This window comes from Pseudomonas sp. DR 5-09 (genome assembly GCF_001655595.1).
Lineage (GTDB): Bacteria > Pseudomonadota > Gammaproteobacteria > Pseudomonadales > Pseudomonadaceae > Aquipseudomonas > Aquipseudomonas pharyngis.
Genome location: NZ_CP011566.1, coordinates 3,236,040 through 3,256,532, shown reverse-complemented (window position 1 = coordinate 3,256,532; position 20,493 = coordinate 3,236,040). Strand labels below are relative to the sequence as shown.

The window sequence follows — 20,493 nt, the reverse complement described above, 5'->3', positions numbered from 1 at the left end:
CATGTCGGGGCGGCATCGAACTGACCTTACGGGCCGCGCGTCATGAGCTTCATCATCTGGGTGGCGGTGCTCGGTGCCGTGCTGCTGACCCTGGCGCTGACATCGTCGTACCTGCGCTGGATGCCAGTCACGACCTCGGCTGTTTGCCTGCTGCTGGGCGTCGGCATCGGGCCGGCAGGGCTTGATCTGCTGAAACTGCCGCTGGACGAAGCCTCTTTGTGGATGGAACACCTGACTGAAGTCGCGGTGCTGTTTTCCCTGTTCGTCTGCGGTTTGAAGTTGCGGTTGCCGTTGCGCGACAAACGCTGGCGGATTGCATTCGGTCTGGCGGGCCCGGTGATGGTGCTGACGATCATTGGCGTCTGCCTGTTGCTGCATTTTGGCCTGGATCTGAATTGGGGCCCTTCGCTGTTGATCGGAGCGATTCTGGCTCCGACCGACCCGGTGCTCGCGGCGCTGGTGCAGGTCAACGATGCGCGGGACGTCGACAGCGTGCGTTTCGGCCTGTCCGGCGAGGCCGGGCTCAACGACGGCGTTGCATTTCCCTTCGTGATCCTCGGGCTGTTGCTGCTGCACGGTGAAGGGTTTGCCGCCGAGTGGCCCGACTGGGTACTGCGCAGCCTTTTGTGGGCGGTTCCGGCCGGGTTGCTTTGCGGCTACTGGATGGGCCGTGGCATTGGTCGACTGACCCTCTCGCTGCGTATCCGCAACGATGACAGCACCCTGAGCCCGAACGACTATCTGGCCCTGGCGTTGATTGCGCTGGCGTATGTCGTGGCTGAATCCATTGGTGGCTACGGCTTTCTGTCGGTATTCGCCGCCGGCCTTGGCTTGCGTCAGGAGGAAGTCAAATCCACCGGCGCCCACCAACCGCCCGCCGAACACATGGTGCAACCGGTGGTCGGTCATCAGAACGTCGAGCCGCAGCAGGCGGTGCACGGCGATACCGAGCGGCTGGAAGACAGTCAGGTGGCAGCCGGCATCATGATGGGCGACATGCTCGCGTTCGGCGGTTTGGTGGAGCGGGCGATGGAAGTGTTTCTGGTTACCCTGCTGGGCGTGGTGCTGGTCAGTCACTGGGATTGGCGGGCGCTGTTGGTCGGCGGCGTGCTGTTCTGTGTCATCCGCCCGGTCTGCGTGGGGTTGATGCCGTGGGGATCGCTGCTCGCGGGGCGCCAACGGTTATTGATCGGCTGGTTCGGTATTCGCGGTATCGGCAGTCTGTTCTACCTCTTCTATGCACTGAACCATGGACTAGGCGACAGCGTGGGCGCGCTGTGTACCGACCTGACCCTGTCGGTGGTGGCGCTGAGCATTCTGCTGCACGGCGTCAGCACCCAGCCTATCCTCGCCAGCTATGAGCGGCGCAAGAACCGAAACGGGCGAAAAAAGCCCGGCCATGATGACCGGGCTTGATAGCGGGGTGTCATTCATCCTCCCGGATTGGTCACCTGAATATAGAAGGCATAGCTGCCGAGCAACATCCAGAATGTGGCGAAAATCCACGGCGTACGAATTGAAAACAGCAATGACTTGCGATACCCCTTGTGGCTCGACTCCATTTCGCTGAATAACGGCGATTCGTCATAAGCCAGGCCCATCAGGGGTTCGCTGCGCAGCAATTCACTTTGCTTGTAGTGCCAATGATCGATGATGTCGTAGGCGGCGCGAATCCCCGGCCAGGCATTGAGCGAACTGAGCAGGCCGAGCAAGGCCAGGAACGGTGGCACCACCAGGGTGAACAACTTGCCCCACTCGGGGTTGAGGTTGGCCATGCAGGACGCAAAGGCAATCACCAGAAACGATTGCGCCGCCAGATAGGCGTCGGTTCGGTTGGCCAGAATGCTGGTTTCGTACTGGATTTCCCGGCGGTAGAAATCCAGTCGCTCCTTGGGTGAACCGAACATCTTCGCGTTGTGTTCAGTCAGGGTTTCTTCGGCGGTCGGTTGGGTCAGTATGCGTGGCACGGGGAGCGCTCCGGAAACAAAGCGTTTGGAGGCCTACGGACTCGGACAAGTTCAGATGGATCCTGCGCGCCCTCGGTTCACTTCATCGACTGGGCAATGATCTCCACCAGATTCAATTGATTGAACGGTTTGGACAGTCGCGGCAACCCTGCGGCAAAGCCTTCGAGGCGTTCGGCATAGCCGGTGGCGAGGATGATCGGCAGATCCGGCTTGAGCAGGCGCACGGCATGCGCCAGTTGCGCGCCACTCATCTGTGGCATGGCCATGTCGGTGATCATCAAATCGATGACCTCACCCTGATCGAACAGCTCCAGCGCCTGGGCACCGGAGGTGGCGCTGATCACGCGATGGCCGAGGTCTTCCAGCAGCAGAACCGTGCTGGTGAGCACCAGACTGTCATCATCCACCACCAGCACGCTGAGGCGCGGCACCGTGTCGGTGGACACCATCGGGCCAAGCGGTTTGGCGACAACACCGTCGATGGCCACCGGCAACCACAGTTCAGCGGTGGTGCCCTGCCCCTGGGTACTTTTCAGAATGAAGCGGCCACCCAGTTGTTCGATGAAGCCATGGACCATCGACAACCCCAGACCCGTGCCCTTGCCCAAGCCTTTGGTGGTGAAAAACGGATCGGTTGCCGACGCCAGCGTTTCAGCGTCCATGCCCTCACCGGTATCGGTCACCCTCAGGCAGACATAGCGCCCTGCCGCCAGGGTTGAATCGTTCTGTTCGAGCACCACTTCGGGTTCGGCACTGATGGTGACGCTGCCGCCTTCGGGCATGGCGTCGCGGGCGTTGGTCGCCAGATTGAGTACCGCAAGCTCCAGTTGGTTGCTGTCGGCCAGCACCGCTTGCAGGTCTTCGGGAAACTGCGTTTCGATGCGGATCCCCGGCCCCAGTGAGCTGCGCAACAGCCCGGTGATGCCCTGCACCAGTTTCGGGATTTCGATCGGTTCGGTCTTGAGCTCCTGACGCCGGGCGAAGGCCAGCATGCGTTGGGTGAGCGACACGCCGCGCAATGCGCCCTGCGTGGCGTTCTCCAGCAGACGGCTGACTTTCGGGTCGTCGCCTACGCGTTTGCGCACGATTTCCAGGTTGCCCAGAATCACTGTCAGCAGGTTGTTGAAGTCGTGGGCAATGCCGCCGCTGAGTTGGCCGATAGCCTGCATCTTCTGCGCCTGGAACAGCGCCTCACGGGTTTTCTCCAGGGCCTGTTGCGCCTGGGTAGCCTCGGTGACGTCGCGGGTAATCTTGGCAAAACCGAGCAAGGTGCCGGTGTCGCCACGAATCGCATCGACCACCACATGCGCCAGGAACCGCGTGCCGTCCTTGCGCAGGCGCCAGCTCTTGTTCTCGAAACGGCCCTCGCGCACCGCAGTTTCCAAGGCGCGCTGGGGTTCACCGGCCTCACGGTCTTCCGGGGTGTAGAACATCGAGAAATGCTTGCCGATGACTTCATCCGGCTTGTAACCCTTGATCCGCTGCGCGCCGGGGTTCCAGTTGGTCACCCGGCCTTCGGGGCTGAGCATGTAGATCGCATAGTCGGTGACGCCCTGCACCAGCAGGCGAAACTGCTGTTCGCTCTGCTTGAGGGTTTCTTCGGCCATCTTGCGGTCGGTCAGGTCGCGGGTGATCTTGGCAAACCCGAGCAGTTGCCCGCTCGGGCTGAAAATCGGATCGATCACCACGTGGCACCAGAAATGCGTGCCGTCCTTGCGTACCCGCCAGCCCTCACCCTCGAACCGACCTTCGCGGATCGCCGTGTCCAGCGCCCGCTGCGGCAAACCGTTGGCGCGATCTTCGTCGGTGTAGAACCTTGAAAAGTGCTCGCCAAGGATCTCGGCTTCTTCGTAACCCTTGAAGCGTTTGGCGCCGGAGTTCCAGCTGGTGATGATGCCCTCGGGGTCGATCATATAGATCGCGTAATCGACCACCGCATCGATCAGCAAACGAAAACGCATGTCTTCGATTGCAGCGGACTTCTTGTTCTCGCTCATCAGGCTTGGCTCAAAGCAAATTCTCAGTGACAGGAGTATGCGTCAAACCGGGGGAATGGACAGCGTCTTCTGTGTGATCGAGGTGCCACCAGCGCGGCAGCAACTGCCGAATCCGGCTCTCGGCAAAGCGATCATCGATCAGCATCACCACGCCGCGATCCTGCTGGGTGCGGATTACCCGCCCGGCAGCCTGCACCACTTTCTGCACGCCTGGGAAAAGATAGGTGTAGTCGTAACCGGCACCGAAGATCGCCGCCATACGGCGCTTCATCTGTTCATTGACCGGGTTGAGCTGGGCCAGTCCGAGGGTGGCGATGAACGCGCCGATCAGCCGTGCGCCGGGCAGATCGATGCCTTCACCGAAGGCGCCGCCGAGCACAGCGAAGCCCACGCCTTGGCTGTCGGCGGTGAATTGGTCGAGAAAATCCTGCCGCGCGCCTTCGGTCATGCCGCGGGATTGCTGCCAGCGGGTGATGTGTGGGTGCCGCTCGGCGAGCAACTGCGCGACCTGTTGCAGGTAATCGAAGCTGCTGAAGAACGCCAGGTAGTTGCCCGGACGTTCACTGAACTGGCGGGCGATCAGCTCGACAATCGGTTCCAGCGACGCTTGCCGATGCGTGAAGCGCGTGGAAATCCGGCTGACGATCTGCACCTGCAATTGTTCGGCGCTGAACGGCGACTCGACGTCGATCCAGACTGTGTCAGCCGGCGTGCCGAGTAAATCCGCGTAATAGTGGCGCGGGCTGAGGGTGGCGGAAAACAGCACGCTGCTGCGTGCCGCGCTCAGGCGCGGGCCGATAAATGCCGCCGGCACCACGTTGCGCAGGCACAGTTGCGATAACGGGCGTTTGCGTTCGAGATCGCGTTTGCTGATGTCGAACAGGTAATGCGCGTCGAACAGTTCCGCCACCCGACCGAACTGCAGCATCTCGAAGTAAAAGTTCTGCAATCCGCTGTCGAGCCCTTGCGGGTGATCGTTGAGGTAGTCGCCGATGCTCGCCGTGCAGGATGAGAGCGCCTGCAGCAGTTTTTCCGGCGCCTTGTCGTAGGCCTGATACGGCGCCAACTGGTCATTGTGCAGCGCGTTCCATTCACGATTGACCCGTTGCAACGACTTTTTCAGGACCTCGGGCGCGGTTTTGCGCACGCTGCCCAATGTCGCCTGATCGAGGGTGGCGCTGTACATCTGCCGCCCGCGCTCGACCAGGTTGTGCGACTCGTCCACCAGCACCGCAACGTTCCATTGATTGAACTGGGCCAGACCGAACAGCAGCGCGCTGAAATCGAAGTAATAGTTATAGTCCGCCACCACCACGTCGGCCCAGCGGGCCATTTCCTGGCTCAGGTAATACGGACACACCGCGTGTTGCGCCGCGACGTCTCGCAGCGCGGTCTGATCCAGCAGGCGCAATTGACTGGCAGCCTCACGGGCGGCGGGTAAACGGTCGTAAAAGCCTTGGGCCAACGGACAGGATTCGCCGTGACAGGCCTTGTCCGGGTGTTCGCAGGCCTTGTCACGGGCGACCATTTCCAGCACCCGCAGGGGCAAGGTTTCGCTGTGATCGAACAGCACTTGCGCTGCATCCAGCGCCAGTTTGCGTCCGGGCGTCTTGGCGGTGAGGAAGTAGACCTTGTCCAGTTTCTGCGGCGTCAGGGCCTTGAGCATCGGAAACAGAGTACCGAGGGTCTTGCCGATCCCGGTCGGGGCCTGGGCCATCAGGCAGCGGCCGGTGCTGACGGCCTTGAACACCGATTCGGCGAGGTGACGCTGACCGGGACGAAAGGCAGCATGAGGAAAACCCAACTGCTGCGCCGCGCGGTTGCGCGCTTCGCGGTGGGCCATTTCCTGTTCGGCCCACTTCAGGAACAAACCGCACTGTTGTTCGAAGAACTGCCGCAGCGCTTCGGCACTGAAAACCTCGACTAGGCAGGTTTCCTTTTCCGTGACGATGTCGAAGTACACCAGCGCCAGGTTGATTTGCTCAAGCTGCAATCGACAGCACATCAACCAGCCGTAGACCTTCGCCTGGGCCCAATGCAACGAACGGTGATTGGCCGGCTGCTTGCTCAGGTCGCCACGGTAGGTTTTGACCTCTTCCAGGCAGTTCTGCGTCGGGTCGTAGCCGTCCGCCCTGCCCTTGACCTTCAACGGCCCGAATGCGCCCTCCAGCGCCACTTCGCTCTGGTAGGCGTCGCTGCGCCGGGACGCCACGGTGCGATGTCCGGCGATGCCCTCCAGCGCGGTCGGCGACGGCGTGAAGCGCAAGTCGAGGTCACCGGTTTTCGCGGTGAACTCGCACAACGCCCGCACCGCGATGCTGTAGCTCAAGCGCCCTGCTCCGCCCATTGCACGTAACACACGGCGACCGGCATCCGATGCGTGTTGCAGAACTCCAGCCAGCGCAGCTGGTTGTCCTGCAAACGATCGCCGGGCCCTTTGACTTCGATCATCCGGTAGGTCTTGTGCTGCGGCCAGAACTGGATCAGGTCGGGCATGCCGGCGCGATTGGCCTTGATGTCCAGCAGCAGACGGCTGAACCAGTGCTTGAGGTGTTCGGCCGGCAGACAGGCCAAAGCTTGCTCCAGCAGTTCTTCATTGAGCGCGCCCCAGAACACGAACGGCGACTGCACACCCCATTTGGTGGTGAACCGCGCGCGGATGGTGTCGGCATAACGGCCATCGTCGAGTTCGGCCAGACAGGCCTGGAACAGCTCGGCGCGTCGGAGCTGGAAGTCTTCATTGAGCAAATCCACCGGCCCGCGCTGGAACGGGTGAAAGAATGCGCCCGGCAATGGCGCGAAGATCGCCGGCCAGCACAACAGGCCGAACAATGAATTGATCAGGCTGTTTTCCACGTAATGCACCGGGCCCGTTTCTTCGTGCAGGTGCGCCTGAACGTGATATTCCACCGACAACGCCGGATCGAGACGCGGCAGGTGCAGATCCAGCCGCTCCACCAGGCCGGGCGCCGTGCGCTTGATCGGTGGGCCGCCGAGCTTGCGCCGCAAACGCGGCACCAGCCGTTGCAGGCCCTGTTGTTCGGTGGCGGTTTCAGGTGCCTGCTCGGCAATGACCGCCAGTTCCAGGGCCAGCGCATACTCGGCGCTGCGTTCCAGCACACGGATCATCCGCAATCGGGCGCCGGAGTAGGCGCAATCGCGATAGATCTCCAGGGCCAGGGCGAATTCGCCGAGGCGCTCGCAGTATTGGCCGATCTGGAACAACAGCTTGCCGCGCCGGCGCTGCAGCCACGGGTTGTCGAAATGCAAAGCGGCGATCTGTTCGACGATCGGTTCCAGTGGTTCGCCCGCTTCGAAATACAGCTGGCAGTTGTGCAGAAAAAGGCACGCATCGACGTCGGCACGGCTGCGCAAGCCAAGGGAATCAGCACTGAATTCGACTTTTTCGTAGGTAAAAATGCCAAGGTCGGCGAGCACGAACTCCGACCAGTCCTGATAGAGGTTGCCGAAGAACATCAGGCGAAAACGATCACACAGGTCCATCAGCGTCAGGCTGAACAGCCGATCCGCCAACGCCGGGCACCATTGCTGAAAAGTGCGGGGCTCGGGGAATTGTTCGTGCAGCAGCGGCAGCCAGTCGACTTTCTTGCTTTTAGGCTGGTCGATGGCCGGGCCGAAGGCTTGCAGAAGCTCCGCCTTCAGCAACACCTCGAACAGCTCCGCCATCGTCAACGCTGCCTGTTCATCGAGCCAGCCATGCTCCAGCAGTGGTTGCGCCGCTTCGGCGATGTCGCCGATTTCCGTGTAATTCAGCTTGCTGGCCCGGAAATGTACACCCTTGCGCATCACCATACGCACCAGCAAACCCTGGGACGGACGCGGCAGCGCCTTGAAGTCGCGAATGAAGGCATGTTCCGTTTCGCTCATGACATCGGCGTAGCGAAGCTCAAGCCAATCAAGCACCTGGCGGAAGTTGTTGAGGTAATAGAACGGGTCGTCGAGGGGATTGGCAGTCACGGTAGATTCGGGGCCATGGCAAGCGAGTACTGGTTATGCGTACAGATACCAGCCTGTCCCGGCGGGCGCAAACGGAAAAGGATCAGTGGCATCGGCAAAGCAGTTTTTTTCACTTGGCCATCGAACTTTTCCGGGTGTCACGGCACCAACCGCGTTAGAGGACCGACAATGGTCGAAATGAATGAGGAAGCCGTCCTATGAAAATCAAAACCTTGGGTATCCCGCTGGCAGTCGCTGCGCTGTTGACGCTGGCCGGTTGCTCGACGCCAACGGTGGTTACCCTGCAGAACGGCACCCAGTACCTGACCGAAGACATGCCCGATACCAAAACCGAGGATGGCTTCTACGAGTTCAAGGATATTTCAGGCGCCAAAGTCCGCGTACGTGCCGACGAAGTGGCCACGGTGCGCAAAGAAGACTGACGGATAAAACATCAAAAAAGGCTGCGAACCCTATGGAATCGCAGCCTTTTTTGTATTCATCAGCGTGGTAACGCCATGCCCGGGAGAGAGCCGTCGCAACTGAAGGGACGCTCGCCACGGCGAACCAGTTCTTCCTGTAAACGCTGGCAGCGCTGACGCTCCTGTTGCGCCATGCGGTCGATGCTCAGATTTCCGGTCATTTCCGGCTCATGGTCTTCGCCGATGCGAATCGTCACGAACGGTTGTTCAGGCTGGATATGAAAGCGGCTTTTTTCTTCGACGGGTTTGGCGTCTTCGCTTTTGGCCGGCTCTGGCAGTTGATCGGGTGTCACGCCATAGCGGCTCAGAATCGAGCTGTGAGGCAGATCGGCCCAGGCATTGGCCGACAGCAGCACAAGCCCCGCAACACCGATATACCCCTTGAAACCTTTCACGTGTGAATCTCCTGTACTCGTTGGCAGCCCTTGAATGACGAACGTCGACGTCATGGCTTTAGGCCGCATTTCCTGTTGGTGCAGGGATTGGAGTCAGGGAGTGGTTGGTGAGTCACTTTTGATATGGGGAGGGAATGCGCTCCCTCCCCACCCTTGCCGTCAGGCGATCACAATCCCGTCGGCACTCAGGCTGTTCAACGCAACCCCGACCAGCGTCACCGAATCAGCGCCGAATTTCAGCACCGTGTCCTGCCCCACCGCCGTGGCATGGGCGCGGAAGTCGTCGCCCGGCAATACGCCCTGCACGCCGAGGAACACCAGCTTGTCGTTGGCGGTGTAACCCACCACGCGATCCTGGCCGAATGCGCCGCTGAACAGGAAGGTATCCGCCCCGCCGCCCGACTCCAGCAGATCATTGCCGGCGCCGCCGACGAACACGTCATTGCCCGCCCCGCCGATCAGGTGGTCGTTGCCGTCCAGGCCGAACAGCCAGTCTCCGCTGGCCTTGGCCTTGAGGGTGTCGGCACCGCCGGTGCCCTTCACGCTCGATTCGTACTGGGTGACGTTGTTGCCGACCTTAAGACCGGCCGCCGTGACGCTGTGGGTCACGTCGTCCTTGAACAGGCCCCAGAGAAAGCCCGGCTCCTTGGTGACGATGCTGCCGATGTCGCGGGTGATGCTGATCCCGCCGTTGGCATCGCGGATGTACAGGTTGCCGGCGCCGTCGTTGGCGAAGTCGAAGGTATTGACCGACTTCTGCAACTCCAGGGTGTTGTTGCCCGAGCCGCCGAGCAGGATGTTGTAACCCCCACCATCGCGGAACGTATCGTTGCCGGCGCGGCCTTCCAGATAATCGTTGCCGTTGCCGCCCTGGATCAGGTCATTGCCGTCGCTGCCGATGATGAAGGTGCTGCCCTTGTGGGTTTCGGCGTTGCGGTTCAGGTCCTGCACCCAGGTGTTGGCCCGCGCCGGATCCGACAGGTTGGCGACGATGATCGTCGAGTCCTTGCTGGTCAGGTCGTAAAACTTCGACTCGATCACCCGGTTCATGCCGTCGCCATAGGCGGTCGGCAGGTGCGAGATCCAGGTCGGAATGTTGACGATCGAGAACGGCAGCACGTTCCACGCCGCCGAGGCGTAGTGGTCGTTGAAGCTGACGATGTTGTCGGTCGCCGACTCCTTGGGCGCGTCGTGCACGCCGAGGGATGCACCGGTGAAGGTCGAGCCGTCGAGGGCGCGGAACACCGGGTCGTTTTCGTAGCCGACGTTGAGCACCTTGTCAGTGCTGCTCTGGGTCGGCGAGGCGTAGGCGATGTAGTTGGAGTCCTGGAAGAACCCGCCCCATTTGCTGGTGCTCAAGTCCGCCATGCTGTTGACCGCCAGCCCGCCCAGGCTGTGGCCGCTGACCAGCACGTCCTTGCCGGTCAGGCCGTTGGCTTTGGCGAACGCCACCACATCGTTCATCAGATTGCCGAAGGCTTCGCCGACGTAGTTCCTGGCGTAATCCTTGGGGCCGAACGCGGCGAGCAGGTCGCTGATCACGTCGCCGATGGAGTCACCGATCAGGATTTCCCGCGGGCCGCTGGTGCCGCGAAAAGCGATGCCGATTTCCGTCAGATGGCCCTGAGCGTCGTATTTGCCGAGGATTTCCACCTGGGCGCTGGTGTAGCCGGCCTTTTCACCGAAAAAGGTGCCGCGCGCGTCGGTCTTGCCCTCGTAACCCAGTTGCGCGGCGGTGATCGGGGTCCAGCCGGCTTTTTTCACCGCGTCGAGTGCGGCTTTTTCCGAATCGGGGTTCCACGGAATGCCGGGGATCACTCCCTGGGAGTCCGTTCCGCCGATCAGCGCGGTCACCAGCGTGGCCGGCAAGCCGAGGCCGAAGCCGTTGTGCTGATAACCGACGGCAAAGCCGTTATCGAGGTTGTGGTAGGAATACAGCGTAATGGCCATGGCGTCGCTGAACAGCGCCTTGGATTCCGCCGTACCGAAATTCTTGTAGTCATACACACCCATTGCTGTTGCCTCTCTCTTTGTTGGAATTGTTCAGAGATAGCTCACAACCAGAACGCCCCTCCCGAGGCGCCCCGGAGCATTTCAGTACAACTTTCGTTTGTCAGGCGAAGACGAAACTCGAATCCGACAGGTTAGCCACACCGACCCCGATCAGCGTCACGGCAAAATCGCCAATCTTCAGCACGGTATCGCTCCCGGACTGCGACGCGTGTTGTTTGTAGTCGTAGCCCTGCCCTGCACCCTCGACGCCCATGAACACCAGTTTGTCGCTGCCCTGGTAGCCATTGATCGCGTCAAAGCCGAAGGCGCCGCTGAACAGGAAGGTGTTGTTGCCACCCACCGCGCTCATCACGTCATTGCCGGCGCCGCCGACGAAGGTCACGTGGGCCTTGTCGCTTTGCAGGTGATCGTTACCGCCGAGACCAAACAGCCAGTCGCCGTCGGCGGTGGCTTTGAGGGTGTCGCCCATGGCGCCGCCGCTGAGCGAGTGGTTGTACTGGGTCAGTTCGGCACCGTTGGCCAGGCCTTTGGCGGTGACGGTCCAGGTAATTTCCTTGCTGCCCCACCACGAACCCGACTCCTTGCTCACCAGCGCGCCGATGTCGCGGGTCATGCTGATGCCGCCGTAGGCGTCACGCACGTACAGCGTGCCGTCGCCGTCGTTGGCGAAGCTGAAGTTCTGCAGCGGCTTTTGCAGTTCGAAGGTGTTGTGGCCCTGGCCACCGAGCAGGATGTTGAAACCGCCGTCGTCACGGAAACGGTCATCGCCGCCCAGACCTTCGAGGAAGTCGTTGCCCGCCCCGCCCTTGAGCCAGTCACCGCTGTCGGTGCCGATGATGAACGTGCTGCCGGTGTGCGGCTCGCCGCTGCGGCCCAGATCCTCGACCCAGGTCTTGCCCCGCGATACTTCCTCAAGGTTGGAGACGATGATCGTCGAGTCCTTATGCGTCAGGCCGTAGAACTTCGACGCGATCACCCGATTCAGACCGTCTGCATACCCCAGCGAGCTGTGGGCCGACCAGTTCAGCGGATTGGCGATGCTGAACGGCACGAGGTTCTGCGCAGTGGAGGCGTAGTTGTCGTTGAAGTTGACGATGTTGTCGGTGGTCGAATCGTGCGGCTTGTCGTGTTTGCCCATCGACGCGGTACTGAACGTGGTGCCGTCGAGCACGCGGAACACCGGGTCGTTCTCGTAGCCGATGTTCAGCACGTTGTTGCCGGTGCTGCTCTGGGTCGGCGAGGCGAACGAAATGTAGTTGGCGTCCTTGAAGAACCCGCCCCAGTTGCTGGCACTCAACTCCGCCACGCTGTTGACCCCGAGGCCGCCGAGGCTGTGGCCGCTGATCAATACGTCCTTGGACGCGATGCCATGGGCGACGGCGAACGCGGCCACCGATTTGAGCAGGTTGTCGAACGCGTTTTTCGCGTACTGGGTGGCGTAATCCGACGGGCCGATGGCAGCCAGCAGGTTGTTTTTCATGTCGCCGAAGGTATCGCTGTAACCCAATCCACCGGTGCCCCGGAAGGCCACGCCGATGCCGATCAGCTTGCCCGCGGCGTCGTATTTGCCGAGCACTTCGGCTTCGGCGCTGGTGAAGCCGTCCTTCTCGCCGAAAAACGTGCCCTGCGCCCCGACCTTGCCCTGATAGCCCAGCGCCGTGGCGCCGATCGGCTTCCAGCCAGTGCCGGGCAAGGCCTGCCCGGTCGGCGTGTAGGCATACAGCGTCAGGGCGATGGCGTCGCTGTACAGCGCTTTGCCGTCGGCGTTTTTGTAATCGAACAATCCCATGTTGTGCTCTCTCTTCCTTTCAAAAACGGCAGTTCTCGAAAGAACTGCCGCTACCCCTTAGAACTGCCAGTCCAGCGTCAGGCCCACACCGTGGTCCTTTTCGTTGGAGCCGATCAGCCCGTTGTAGTCCAGGTTGACCCGGACATCGCGATTGAGCGCCAGCCCGGCGCGCACGCCGACCACCGCGGCATCTCGATCCATCGACACACTTTGCACGGTGAATGCACTGTTGCCATTGGCGAACGCCAGGTGACTGTCAGCATCCACGCGGCTCAAGTTGTGCTGCCAGCCCAGGCTTGCGCCCAGTTCCAGCTGATGTTTCTCCGACAGGGCAAACGTGCGCTTGGCCCGCACACCGAGGGTCGACAACACCACATCGCGGTTGTCTTCGCCGCCCTTCAGTGCGGCGGCATCACCCTTCTCGGTGAAGCTGTCGCTGTTGAGGTGCACGTAGGCCAGATTGGCGAACGGCTCCAGGTTCATCGGTTGCAGGCCCAGGTCGTAGGCCGCTTCAGTGAACAGTTGCGCGGTGGTCGCATCGCGCTTGGTTTTCTGTTTGCCGCTGACGCCAGCGAATTGCAGGTCGCGTTTGACGTCGATGCGATGCCAGCTGTAAGCCGCACCGGCGGTCAGACGCAGCGCATCGATCTGATGCCCCAGGTACGCGCCCAGGTGATAGCTATCGACCGAGGCGGACGAATGTGTACCCTCGCCCATGCTCAACGAGCTGTCGCTATAACCGGTCACGAAACCCAGACGGGTATCTTCAGCGATCAAGCCGTCGACACCGGCCAGCAGGCCGCCGATGGAGCTGGTGGAATCGGCGTATTTCGACCCGCCATCGCTCTTGCCCCAGGCGCCCAGCACTTTGAGCCAGGCGTTGCTGCGGTCATCGGTCGGCGCGCCGGCATCGAACAGATCGCGCTCACGCAGACGTTCTCCCACCGCATCGCGCAGGTAGCGGCTGTCGTTGATCAGCAGCGTGCCGATGGCCGGGTGAATCTCGCCGGACAGTTGCTGGAAGGCATCCTGCGCAGCGACCGCCGACGGCGACAGCAACAGGGTTTCGAACAACGCATTGCCGGCGCCGAGGCGTTCGGCGGCAGCGCCCACCGCGCGCTGGTTCGGGGTCAGGCCGACGCTGGCGAACGAGGCGCCATTACGGCCGACGTCCAGTTGCACACCGTTTGCCGAGTAAGCCAGGGTGCCGCCAAGGAACGCGTAGTCAGGCAACACTTGTCCGAACTGCCCTTCAATGCCGCCCGCTGCCTGCAAGATGTTGAACTGGGTGCCGAGCAGGCTTTTCACTTCGCCCGTGGTCAGCAGCGTCGGGCTGTTTTCCAGCGACATAGTCACGGTTGCGCCTTCGATCAGCGCTTTGCCGCCGGCGACAATCCGGTCGCTGCTGGTCGGGGACACTTCCACCGCATAGGTCGAACCCGGTGCGAAGGTCACGTCACCGGCCACATTCAAGGTGCCGATGGAATTGCCCGGCGCCACGGTACCGCCGCTGTTGGCGGTCAGCGCAGCGATCCGGCCGTTACCGCCGAGGATGCCGCCGTCATTGACCGTCACCGCCGATTGCAGCGAGCCATTGATTGCCAATCGCCCCTGATTGACCAGGGTCGGGCCGCTGTAGGTGTTGTTGCCGGTCAGCACCAGGGTGCCGATGCCCTGCTTGGTCAAACCGCCATGGCCGGAAATGTCGTTGCGCCAAGTGTCGAGCCCGCAGGTGATGTCGTTGCACACGCGCTCGGTGGGCTTACCCGCATCGATGATCGCGCCAATGCCCGGCAGATCGGCCACGAACTGACCGGAACCGTAGGCGCCCTGAATGCGGAATTCTTCGGGAATGTCCTGCTCGGTGACGAACATCGCCGGGCCGTCGATGCCCTTGCGCAGGTTGATCATGCCCCAGCCGTACAGGGCGTCGATGCCCGGTGCGCCGAGGTCGGTGGCCGTGGTGCGCAACACGCTGGCGACCTGATCGCCGGTCATGTACGGGAAGCGCTCCATCAGCACTGCGATGGAACCGGCCACGTGGGGCGCGGCCATCGAGGTGCCGTTGTAGTTCTTGTAACCCGTGGTCAGGTTGTCGGCGTTGGTGCCTTCGATGATCGAACTGAAGATTTTCGTACCCGGTGCCGACACGCAGAAACTCGCGGTGTAGCCGCAGCGCGAAGAGAACGTACTCATGATGTACGGGTTGGCGCTGGCCAGATCCGGGTTCTTCTGCAAGGCGGCGACGGTGATCCAGTTCGGCGCGATGTCCGGCACGAAGTAACCGAGCCCGGCGATGGCGTCCGGGTTGTTCAGGTTGTAGTCGTTGCCCGCTGCGAAAATCGTCACGATCCCGCTGCGTGCGGCGGCGATTGCGCCGTCGTAGGCGCCGCCGGGTTTGGTGCCCAGCAGTGTGCGGATCTCGTTGAACTGCAGTTGCGCGTCGTTGACGGTGAAATGCGGATACGCCGGATCACGGCCACCGAGGTCGAAACGGTCGGTGATGCCGATCCCCCAGCTGTTGTTGATGATCCGCGCGCCGCTGGCGATCAGCGCATCCCAGCCGGCCTTGTATACCGCGCCGTCGTTGCCGCGCACGATGCCGTCTTCCGGGCCCGGGTCGCCGTTGTCGGCGCTGATGATCTGTGCACCGAATGCGACACCGTGCATCGGCCCGCCGTCACGGCTGCCGGCGGCGATACCGCCGACGTGAGTACCGTGGGCGCCGAGCTTGCCGTCGGAGCCGACCGAGGGCGAACCGTCATAGCGAAACGCGTCCCCGGCTTTGACCGGAATGTACGGGTCGGTGTATTCGCGGATCCCCGAGGTCACCAGGGTGATGACTTTGTTACTGCCGGAAAACTCCGGGTGCGCGGCGTAGACCGGCTGGTCGAAGATCCCCAGTTTCACGCCCTTACCGGTGTAACCGGCGGCGTACGCGTGATCCGCACCGATGGCGCCCAGGCCCCAGTCGGCCTGGAATTCGGCGCTGCGCCAACTGCCCGGATCCCCTGCCCGGCCGCTTTCCACGTAGGGCGCCGCGTGTGCGTTGCCCCAGGTGGCCAGTGCGCAGAGCAAGGCGACGTTGAGAGTTTTCAGGCGAAAGCAGCCACCCGATTGCGCGGGGGTGTTGTTGTTTTTCATCCAGCGACCTTCCTTAGTGATGTTGCGAAAAATCCGTCTATTGAAGTGATCGTTGATCGTTCCCACGCTCCCGCGTGGGAATGCAGCCCGTGACGCTCCGCGTCACTGGACGCGGAGCGTCCCTAGAGGCATTCCCACGCAGACGGTTCGACGCCTCGACGTGGGAACGATCATCCGTGTGTTTAGAACTGCCAGTTCAGGCTCAGGCCCACGCCGTGTTGTTTCTCGCGGCTGGCCAGTTGTCCGGTGTAATCGAGGTTGACCCGCACGTCGCGGGTCAGCGCCAGGCTGGCCTGCACGCCGACCAGGGCGGCGTCGCGCACCAGTGGCGAGCTTTCGACCGTGTACGGCGCGCTGCCGCTGGCGAAACGCAAATGCTGTTCGGATTTGATGTCGGTCAGGCTGTGCTGCCAGCCCAGATGACCGCTCACTTGCAGTTTCTGCGCGGACGGCAGGTCAAAGGTCTTGAGCGCCCGCACGCCGAGGGTGCTCAACACCGCGTCGCGCTGGTCGTCGCCGCTTTTCAGCGCGGCGGCGTCGCCCTTCTCGGTGAAGCCGTCGGTGTCGAGATGCACGTAGACCAGGTTGGCGAACGGCTCCAGGGCCAGCGGTTGCAGATTCAATCGATAAGCCGCTTCGCCGAATACCTGAGTGGTGGCGGCATCGACCTTGGCTTTCTGCTTGGCGCTGACGTTGCCGTACTGCAAGTCGCGCTTCACATCGGCGCGATGCGAGCTGTAAGCGGCGCCGGTGCTCAGGCGCCAGGCGCCGATGTCGTGACCGGCGTAGGCGCCGAGGTGATAGCTGTCGACCTTGGCTGAAGAATGCGTGCCTGACCCCATGCTCAGCGAACTGTCGCTGTAACCGGTGACCAGACCGATGCGGGTCTGCTCGTCGACGGCACCGTCGACACCGGCCAGCAGGCCGCCGATGGAGGTGCTGTAACCGGCGGTGTCGTGGCGAGAGTCGGTTGTGCCCCAGGCGCCGAGGGCCTTGATCCAGCCATTGCTTTGCATAGTTTGCGCATCATGCAGGCGTTCGCCGATGGCATCGCGCAGTTGGCGGCTGTCGTTGATCAGCACCGCGCCGAGGGCCGGGTAGATTTCACCGCTCAATTGTTGAAAGGCTTGTTGCGCATCACCGGCGGTGGCCGACAACAGCAGACTTTCGTACACGGTATTGCCCGCGCCCAGACCTTCGACGGCAGTGGCCACGGAGCGCTGATTCGGTGTCTGGCCGACGCTGGCAAACGACGTCGCGTTGCGCTCGACATTCAAGCCGATGCCGTTGCCGCTGTAGGCCAGGCTGCCACCGATGAACAGATAATCCGGCAGCACTGCACCGAACCGACCCTGAATGCCGCCCGCTGCTTGCAGAATGTCGTATTGCCGGCCAAGCAGGCTTCTGGCCTCGCTGGTGCTGAGCAATGTCGGGCTGTTTTCCAGCGACAGGCTCACGGTGGCGCCGTTGATGGAGGCGATGCCGCCGGCGACGATGCGGTCGCTGCTGGTAGGAGACAACTCCACGGCGTAGGTCGAGCCTGGCGCGAAGTTCACGTCACCGGCCACATTCAAGGTGCCGATGGAATTGCCCGGTGCGACACGGCCACCGCTGTTAGCGGTCAGTGCACCGATCCGCCCGGTGCCGCCGAGGGTGCCGCCGTCATTGACGGTCACGGCCGATGTCAGCGAGCCGTTCACTGTCAGCAGACCACCATTGACCGTGGTCGGCCCACGATACGTGTTGTCACCGGTCAGAATCAGTCGCCCGTCGCCGGATTTGATCAGGCTGCCCTGATATACCCGACCGGCCGCCGCTGCGTCACGGGCCATGCCCACGGCGTAGTCGGTCTGATCCTGCTGGCTGGCACCGGCCGGCACGCCGTTCTGCCAGCCCTTGCTTTGCAGGGTTTGCTGCCAGGCGCTGTGTTCGGCGAGGTCTTCGCTCTGGCGCTGGATCAGGGCTTTGTCGCTGATGTCATTGCTCCAGACATCGCTCTGCCCGACTGCCAGATGGGCGTCGAACGCCCCGAGCAACTGCCCCGGCCCGCGCATCGCCCGGTACAGGTTGGCCACGCCCCAGCCGACTCGCTCGGTCGGTGCGTCGGTCACAGAACCGTCGAGCTGGGTGGCGGTGGTCAGCAACACTTCGAGCGCCTGCTGATTGTTCATGTACGGATAGCGCTCCATCACCAGCGCCAGTGCGCCGGTGGCGTGCGGCGCGGCCATCGAGGTGCCGGACTTGATCGCATAACCGCCGTCGGGAATGGTGCTGTCGATCTTCGCCCCCGGCGTGGTGATGCACCAGTATTTGGCGATGCCACACTGGTTGTACTTCTGCTGATTGCTTTGATCGAGCCCGGAAACCGCCAGCCAGTGGCCTTCCAGATCCGGTTGAAAATACGGCAGCGCCGAACGCACGCTGGCATTCGAGTAGCCGCTGTTGCCGGCGCTGAACACATTGATCACGCCGCGACGGGAAACATCCGCCGCCGCATCCAGCCAGGTGCCTTTGTTCCAGTGCTGGGCGTAAGCGGCGTGCAGATCCGCGAGGGTTCGATAGCTGACATCCGGCGGCTGGCTGCCCCAACTGTTGTTGATCGCCCGCACGCCAGCGTCGGCCAGGGCGTCGTACACCGCTTTGAAGTAGCGCGGATCGGGGTTGGGGCCGAACAGGAAGCTATCGTTTTTGTTGGTGTTGCCGACGTAGATCTGCGCGTTGTACGCCACGCCATGCATGCCGGTGCCATCGCGGGACGCGCCCATGGTGCCGACCACGTGGGTGCCGTGGGAGTCGTTGTTCGGGTTGAGGGTGCCGTTGACGTTGAACAGCGAGCCGTCGATGTAACTGCCGCTGGCCAGTACCGGGTGATAACGGTCGCTGGCGAACTCGGGATGGGTGGCGTCGAAACCGGAGTCCAGCGCGCCGACCTTCACGCCCTTGCCGGTGATGCCGGCGGCGTAGGCCTGATCGGCCTGCATCCGGCCCAGGCCCCAGTCACGCAGGAATTCGGCGCTGCGCCAACTGGCGGGATCGCCGGGTTTGCCGGCTTCGAGGTATTGGGCCTGAGCCTGGGTTGCAGACATCACAAGCAGCAGGGTGCCGACCGTGATCGGCTTGATGCATACGTCCATGTTCACCACTCACTTTTATTGTTTTATGCAGGTTGATTCTGCGGTGTTGCCCATTCCCCTCACCCCAGCCCTCTCCCCAAGGAGAGGGAGCTGATCGAGGTGTCTTGCGTCATACATCGACCTGAAAAACCGGGTCGATGCTGGATTCGGTGACGCCCGATCAGGTCGGTGTACCTCCAAAATATCCCCCGATCAGTCCCCTCTCCCTCCGGGAGAGGGTTAGGGTGAGGGCCGGTCTGAAGCCATGCACATCAACGTCGAGCCACCCCAAACGCCTCATCCACCCGCGCCAGATCCTGTTCGCTCAAGGTGCCCGCGTAGTAATGCAATTTGGTCCAGGCCATGAGGTAGTCATAGCGTGCCTGGGCCAGGTCGCGGCGGGTGGTAAATAGTTGTTGCTCGGCGTTCAGCGCATCGAGATTGGTGCGCTCGCCACCGAGAATGCTTTGTTTGGTCGATACCACCAGCGCTTCGGCCGAGGCCAGGGCCTTTTGATAGGCGCGCAGCTTGTTGACCCCGGACAGGCAGGCGCTGAACTGACGACGCAATTCGATCAGCGTCTCGCGGGTCTTGCCGTCCAGTTCGTATTCAGCCTGTTCCATGGTGCGGCTGGCCTGGCGGGTCGAGGCCGACACACCACCACCGGCGTACAACGGCACGCTGACTTCGAAACCGATGGTGTTGGTTTCGTAACGCTGGTTGTAGGTGTTGCCGCTTTCCGATTCGTTCTGGCGCATCGTGGCGTAAGCGCTGACTTTCGGCAGGTGCCCGGCGCGGTTGCGCTCGACTTCGTAACGCGCCACTTCCACCGCCTGACGCTGGGACGCCAGGTTCGGGTTGTTGCTGATCGCCAGTTCGTGCCAAGTGTCGTAGTTGGCCGGCATCAGGGCGAATGTCTGGAAGTTCTGATCCAGTGGCGCCAGATCACTGATGTCCACCGCCGGCACCCCTACCAATGCGCCCAGTTCCCGTAGCGCGGCGTCCTGCTCGTTGCGGGCCTCGATTTCCTCGGCGGTTGCCAGTTCATAACGCGACTCGGCTTCGAGGATGTCCGTACGGGTACCCTCGCCCTGCTTGAACATGTGCTCGTTCTGCTGGAACTGCTGCTCGTACGCCTTCTTCTTGGCCAGCGCGATGTCGATCTGGTCCTGGGCAAACAAAGCCTTGGTGTAGTTATCCAGTACGCGAACCAGCAGTTCCTGGCTCTTGCCGCGGAAGTTCTCGTCGGCAAACAGCGACTGGGCCACGCCCTTGCGATACGCCGCGTAGGCTTCGTAGTCGAGCAACGGTTGTTGCAAAGTCAGGCTCGAGCCGTAGCTGTTGTAATTACGCTCGTCGGTGCGATTGCGCGCGCGTTCGTCGAGGGACGTGGCCTTCGACGAGTTGCGACCCTTGTTGTAGTTGTAACCCAGTTTCGGCAACAGGCCGGCGCGGCCGATGGCGCGGTTTTCGAGGCCTGCATCGCGCTCCTTGATCGCGCCGAGGAACACCGGGTCATTGCGCAACGCCTGTTCGTAGATCTCGAACGGCCCCATGGCCGCCACTGCACTGTTGCCCGCGAGCAGCGCGAACGCTGCCGCCAGCATGGAAAGCTTATTCATACAGCCGAACATCC

General features: G+C 62.2%; 12 protein-coding genes. 2 read left to right on the top strand and 10 right to left on the bottom strand.

What is annotated here, in order from left to right:
* Window positions 1-42: 42 nt before the first annotated feature.
* Window positions 43-1,416 carry a cation:proton antiporter gene (locus PDR5_RS14520; RefSeq protein WP_064596550.1) on the top strand — a complete coding sequence of 458 codons (1,374 nt, stop codon included), beginning with the start codon at window positions 43-45 and terminating at the stop codon, window positions 1,414-1,416.
* 14 nt (window positions 1,417-1,430) lie between these two features.
* Here the strand turns inward: PDR5_RS14520 and PDR5_RS14515 are convergent, their stop codons facing one another.
* The 4 genes from PDR5_RS14515 to PDR5_RS14500 form a co-directional block, all read right to left on the bottom strand.
* Window positions 1,431-1,967 carry a hypothetical protein gene (locus tag PDR5_RS14515; protein ID WP_064596549.1) on the bottom strand — a complete coding sequence of 179 codons (537 nt, stop codon included), beginning with the start codon at window positions 1,965-1,967 and terminating at the stop codon, window positions 1,431-1,433.
* A 77-nt stretch (window positions 1,968-2,044) separates the two neighbouring features.
* Window positions 2,045-3,964, bottom strand: a complete 1,920-nt coding sequence (locus PDR5_RS14510) for a hybrid sensor histidine kinase/response regulator (protein WP_064596547.1) — start codon at window positions 3,962-3,964, stop codon at window positions 2,045-2,047.
* A gap of 10 nt (window positions 3,965-3,974) precedes the next feature.
* Window positions 3,975-6,293, bottom strand: coding sequence for an ATP-dependent DNA helicase (locus PDR5_RS14505; protein WP_064596546.1), 2,319 nt, complete (start codon window positions 6,291-6,293; stop codon window positions 3,975-3,977).
* Complete coding sequence (locus PDR5_RS14500) at window positions 6,290-7,942, bottom strand: VRR-NUC domain-containing protein (RefSeq protein ID WP_064596544.1); 1,653 nt, start codon at window positions 7,940-7,942, stop codon at window positions 6,290-6,292. Before PDR5_RS14500 ends, PDR5_RS14505 begins: the two co-directional genes overlap by 4 nt.
* 197 nt (window positions 7,943-8,139) lie before the next feature.
* Here PDR5_RS14500 and PDR5_RS14495 point away from each other — a divergent pair, with 197 nt between their 5' ends.
* Complete coding sequence (locus PDR5_RS14495) at window positions 8,140-8,364, top strand: YgdI/YgdR family lipoprotein (RefSeq protein WP_039768348.1); 225 nt, start codon at window positions 8,140-8,142, stop codon at window positions 8,362-8,364.
* A 59-nt stretch (window positions 8,365-8,423) separates the two neighbouring features.
* Here PDR5_RS14495 and PDR5_RS14490 read toward each other — a convergent pair whose 3' ends face one another.
* The 6 genes from PDR5_RS14490 to PDR5_RS14465 form a co-directional block, all read right to left on the bottom strand.
* Window positions 8,424-8,798 carry a hypothetical protein gene (locus tag PDR5_RS14490; protein ID WP_064596542.1) on the bottom strand — a complete coding sequence of 125 codons (375 nt, stop codon included), beginning with the start codon at window positions 8,796-8,798 and terminating at the stop codon, window positions 8,424-8,426.
* 159 nt (window positions 8,799-8,957) lie between these two features.
* Entirely contained in the window at window positions 8,958-10,811 is a 1,854-nt protein-coding gene (locus PDR5_RS14485; protein ID WP_064596540.1) for a polyurethane esterase, read from the bottom strand.
* 100 nt (window positions 10,812-10,911) lie between these two features.
* Window positions 10,912-12,600, bottom strand: a complete 1,689-nt coding sequence (locus tag PDR5_RS14480) for a polyurethane esterase (protein ID WP_064596537.1) — start codon at window positions 12,598-12,600, stop codon at window positions 10,912-10,914.
* 57 nt (window positions 12,601-12,657) lie between these two features.
* Entirely contained in the window at window positions 12,658-15,744 is a 3,087-nt protein-coding gene (locus PDR5_RS14475) for an autotransporter serine protease (protein WP_064596535.1), read from the bottom strand.
* Between the two features lie 182 nt (window positions 15,745-15,926).
* A complete protein-coding gene (gene eprS / locus PDR5_RS14470) occupies window positions 15,927-18,878 on the bottom strand; it encodes an autotransporter serine peptidase EprS (protein ID WP_064596533.1) in 2,952 nt (983 codons plus the stop codon).
* Window positions 18,879-19,129: 251 nt separating this feature from the next.
* Window positions 19,130-20,491, bottom strand: coding sequence for a TolC family outer membrane protein (locus PDR5_RS14465; protein ID WP_064596531.1), 1,362 nt, complete (start codon window positions 20,489-20,491; stop codon window positions 19,130-19,132).
* Window positions 20,492-20,493 lie beyond the last annotated feature (2 nt).

Excerpts from the sequence above, each read along its gene's own strand:
- PDR5_RS14480 (WP_064596537.1), bottom strand. The coding sequence starts at position 12,600 with ATGGGATTGTTCGATTACAAAAACGCCGACGGCAAAGCGCTGTACAGC.
- PDR5_RS14465 (WP_064596531.1), bottom strand. The coding sequence starts at position 20,491 with ATGTTCGGCTGTATGAATAAGCTTTCCATGCTGGCGGCAGCGTTCGCG.
- PDR5_RS14475 (WP_064596535.1), bottom strand. The coding sequence starts at position 15,744 with ATGAAAAACAACAACACCCCCGCGCAATCGGGTGGCTGCTTTCGCCTG.
- PDR5_RS14520 (WP_064596550.1), top strand. The coding sequence starts at position 43 with ATGAGCTTCATCATCTGGGTGGCGGTGCTCGGTGCCGTGCTGCTGACC.
- eprS (WP_064596533.1), bottom strand. The coding sequence starts at position 18,878 with ATGGACGTATGCATCAAGCCGATCACGGTCGGCACCCTGCTGCTTGTG.
- PDR5_RS14495 (WP_039768348.1), top strand. The coding sequence starts at position 8,140 with ATGAAAATCAAAACCTTGGGTATCCCGCTGGCAGTCGCTGCGCTGTTG.
- PDR5_RS14485 (WP_064596540.1), bottom strand. The coding sequence starts at position 10,811 with ATGGGTGTGTATGACTACAAGAATTTCGGTACGGCGGAATCCAAGGCG.
- PDR5_RS14510 (WP_064596547.1), bottom strand. The coding sequence starts at position 3,964 with ATGAGCGAGAACAAGAAGTCCGCTGCAATCGAAGACATGCGTTTTCGT.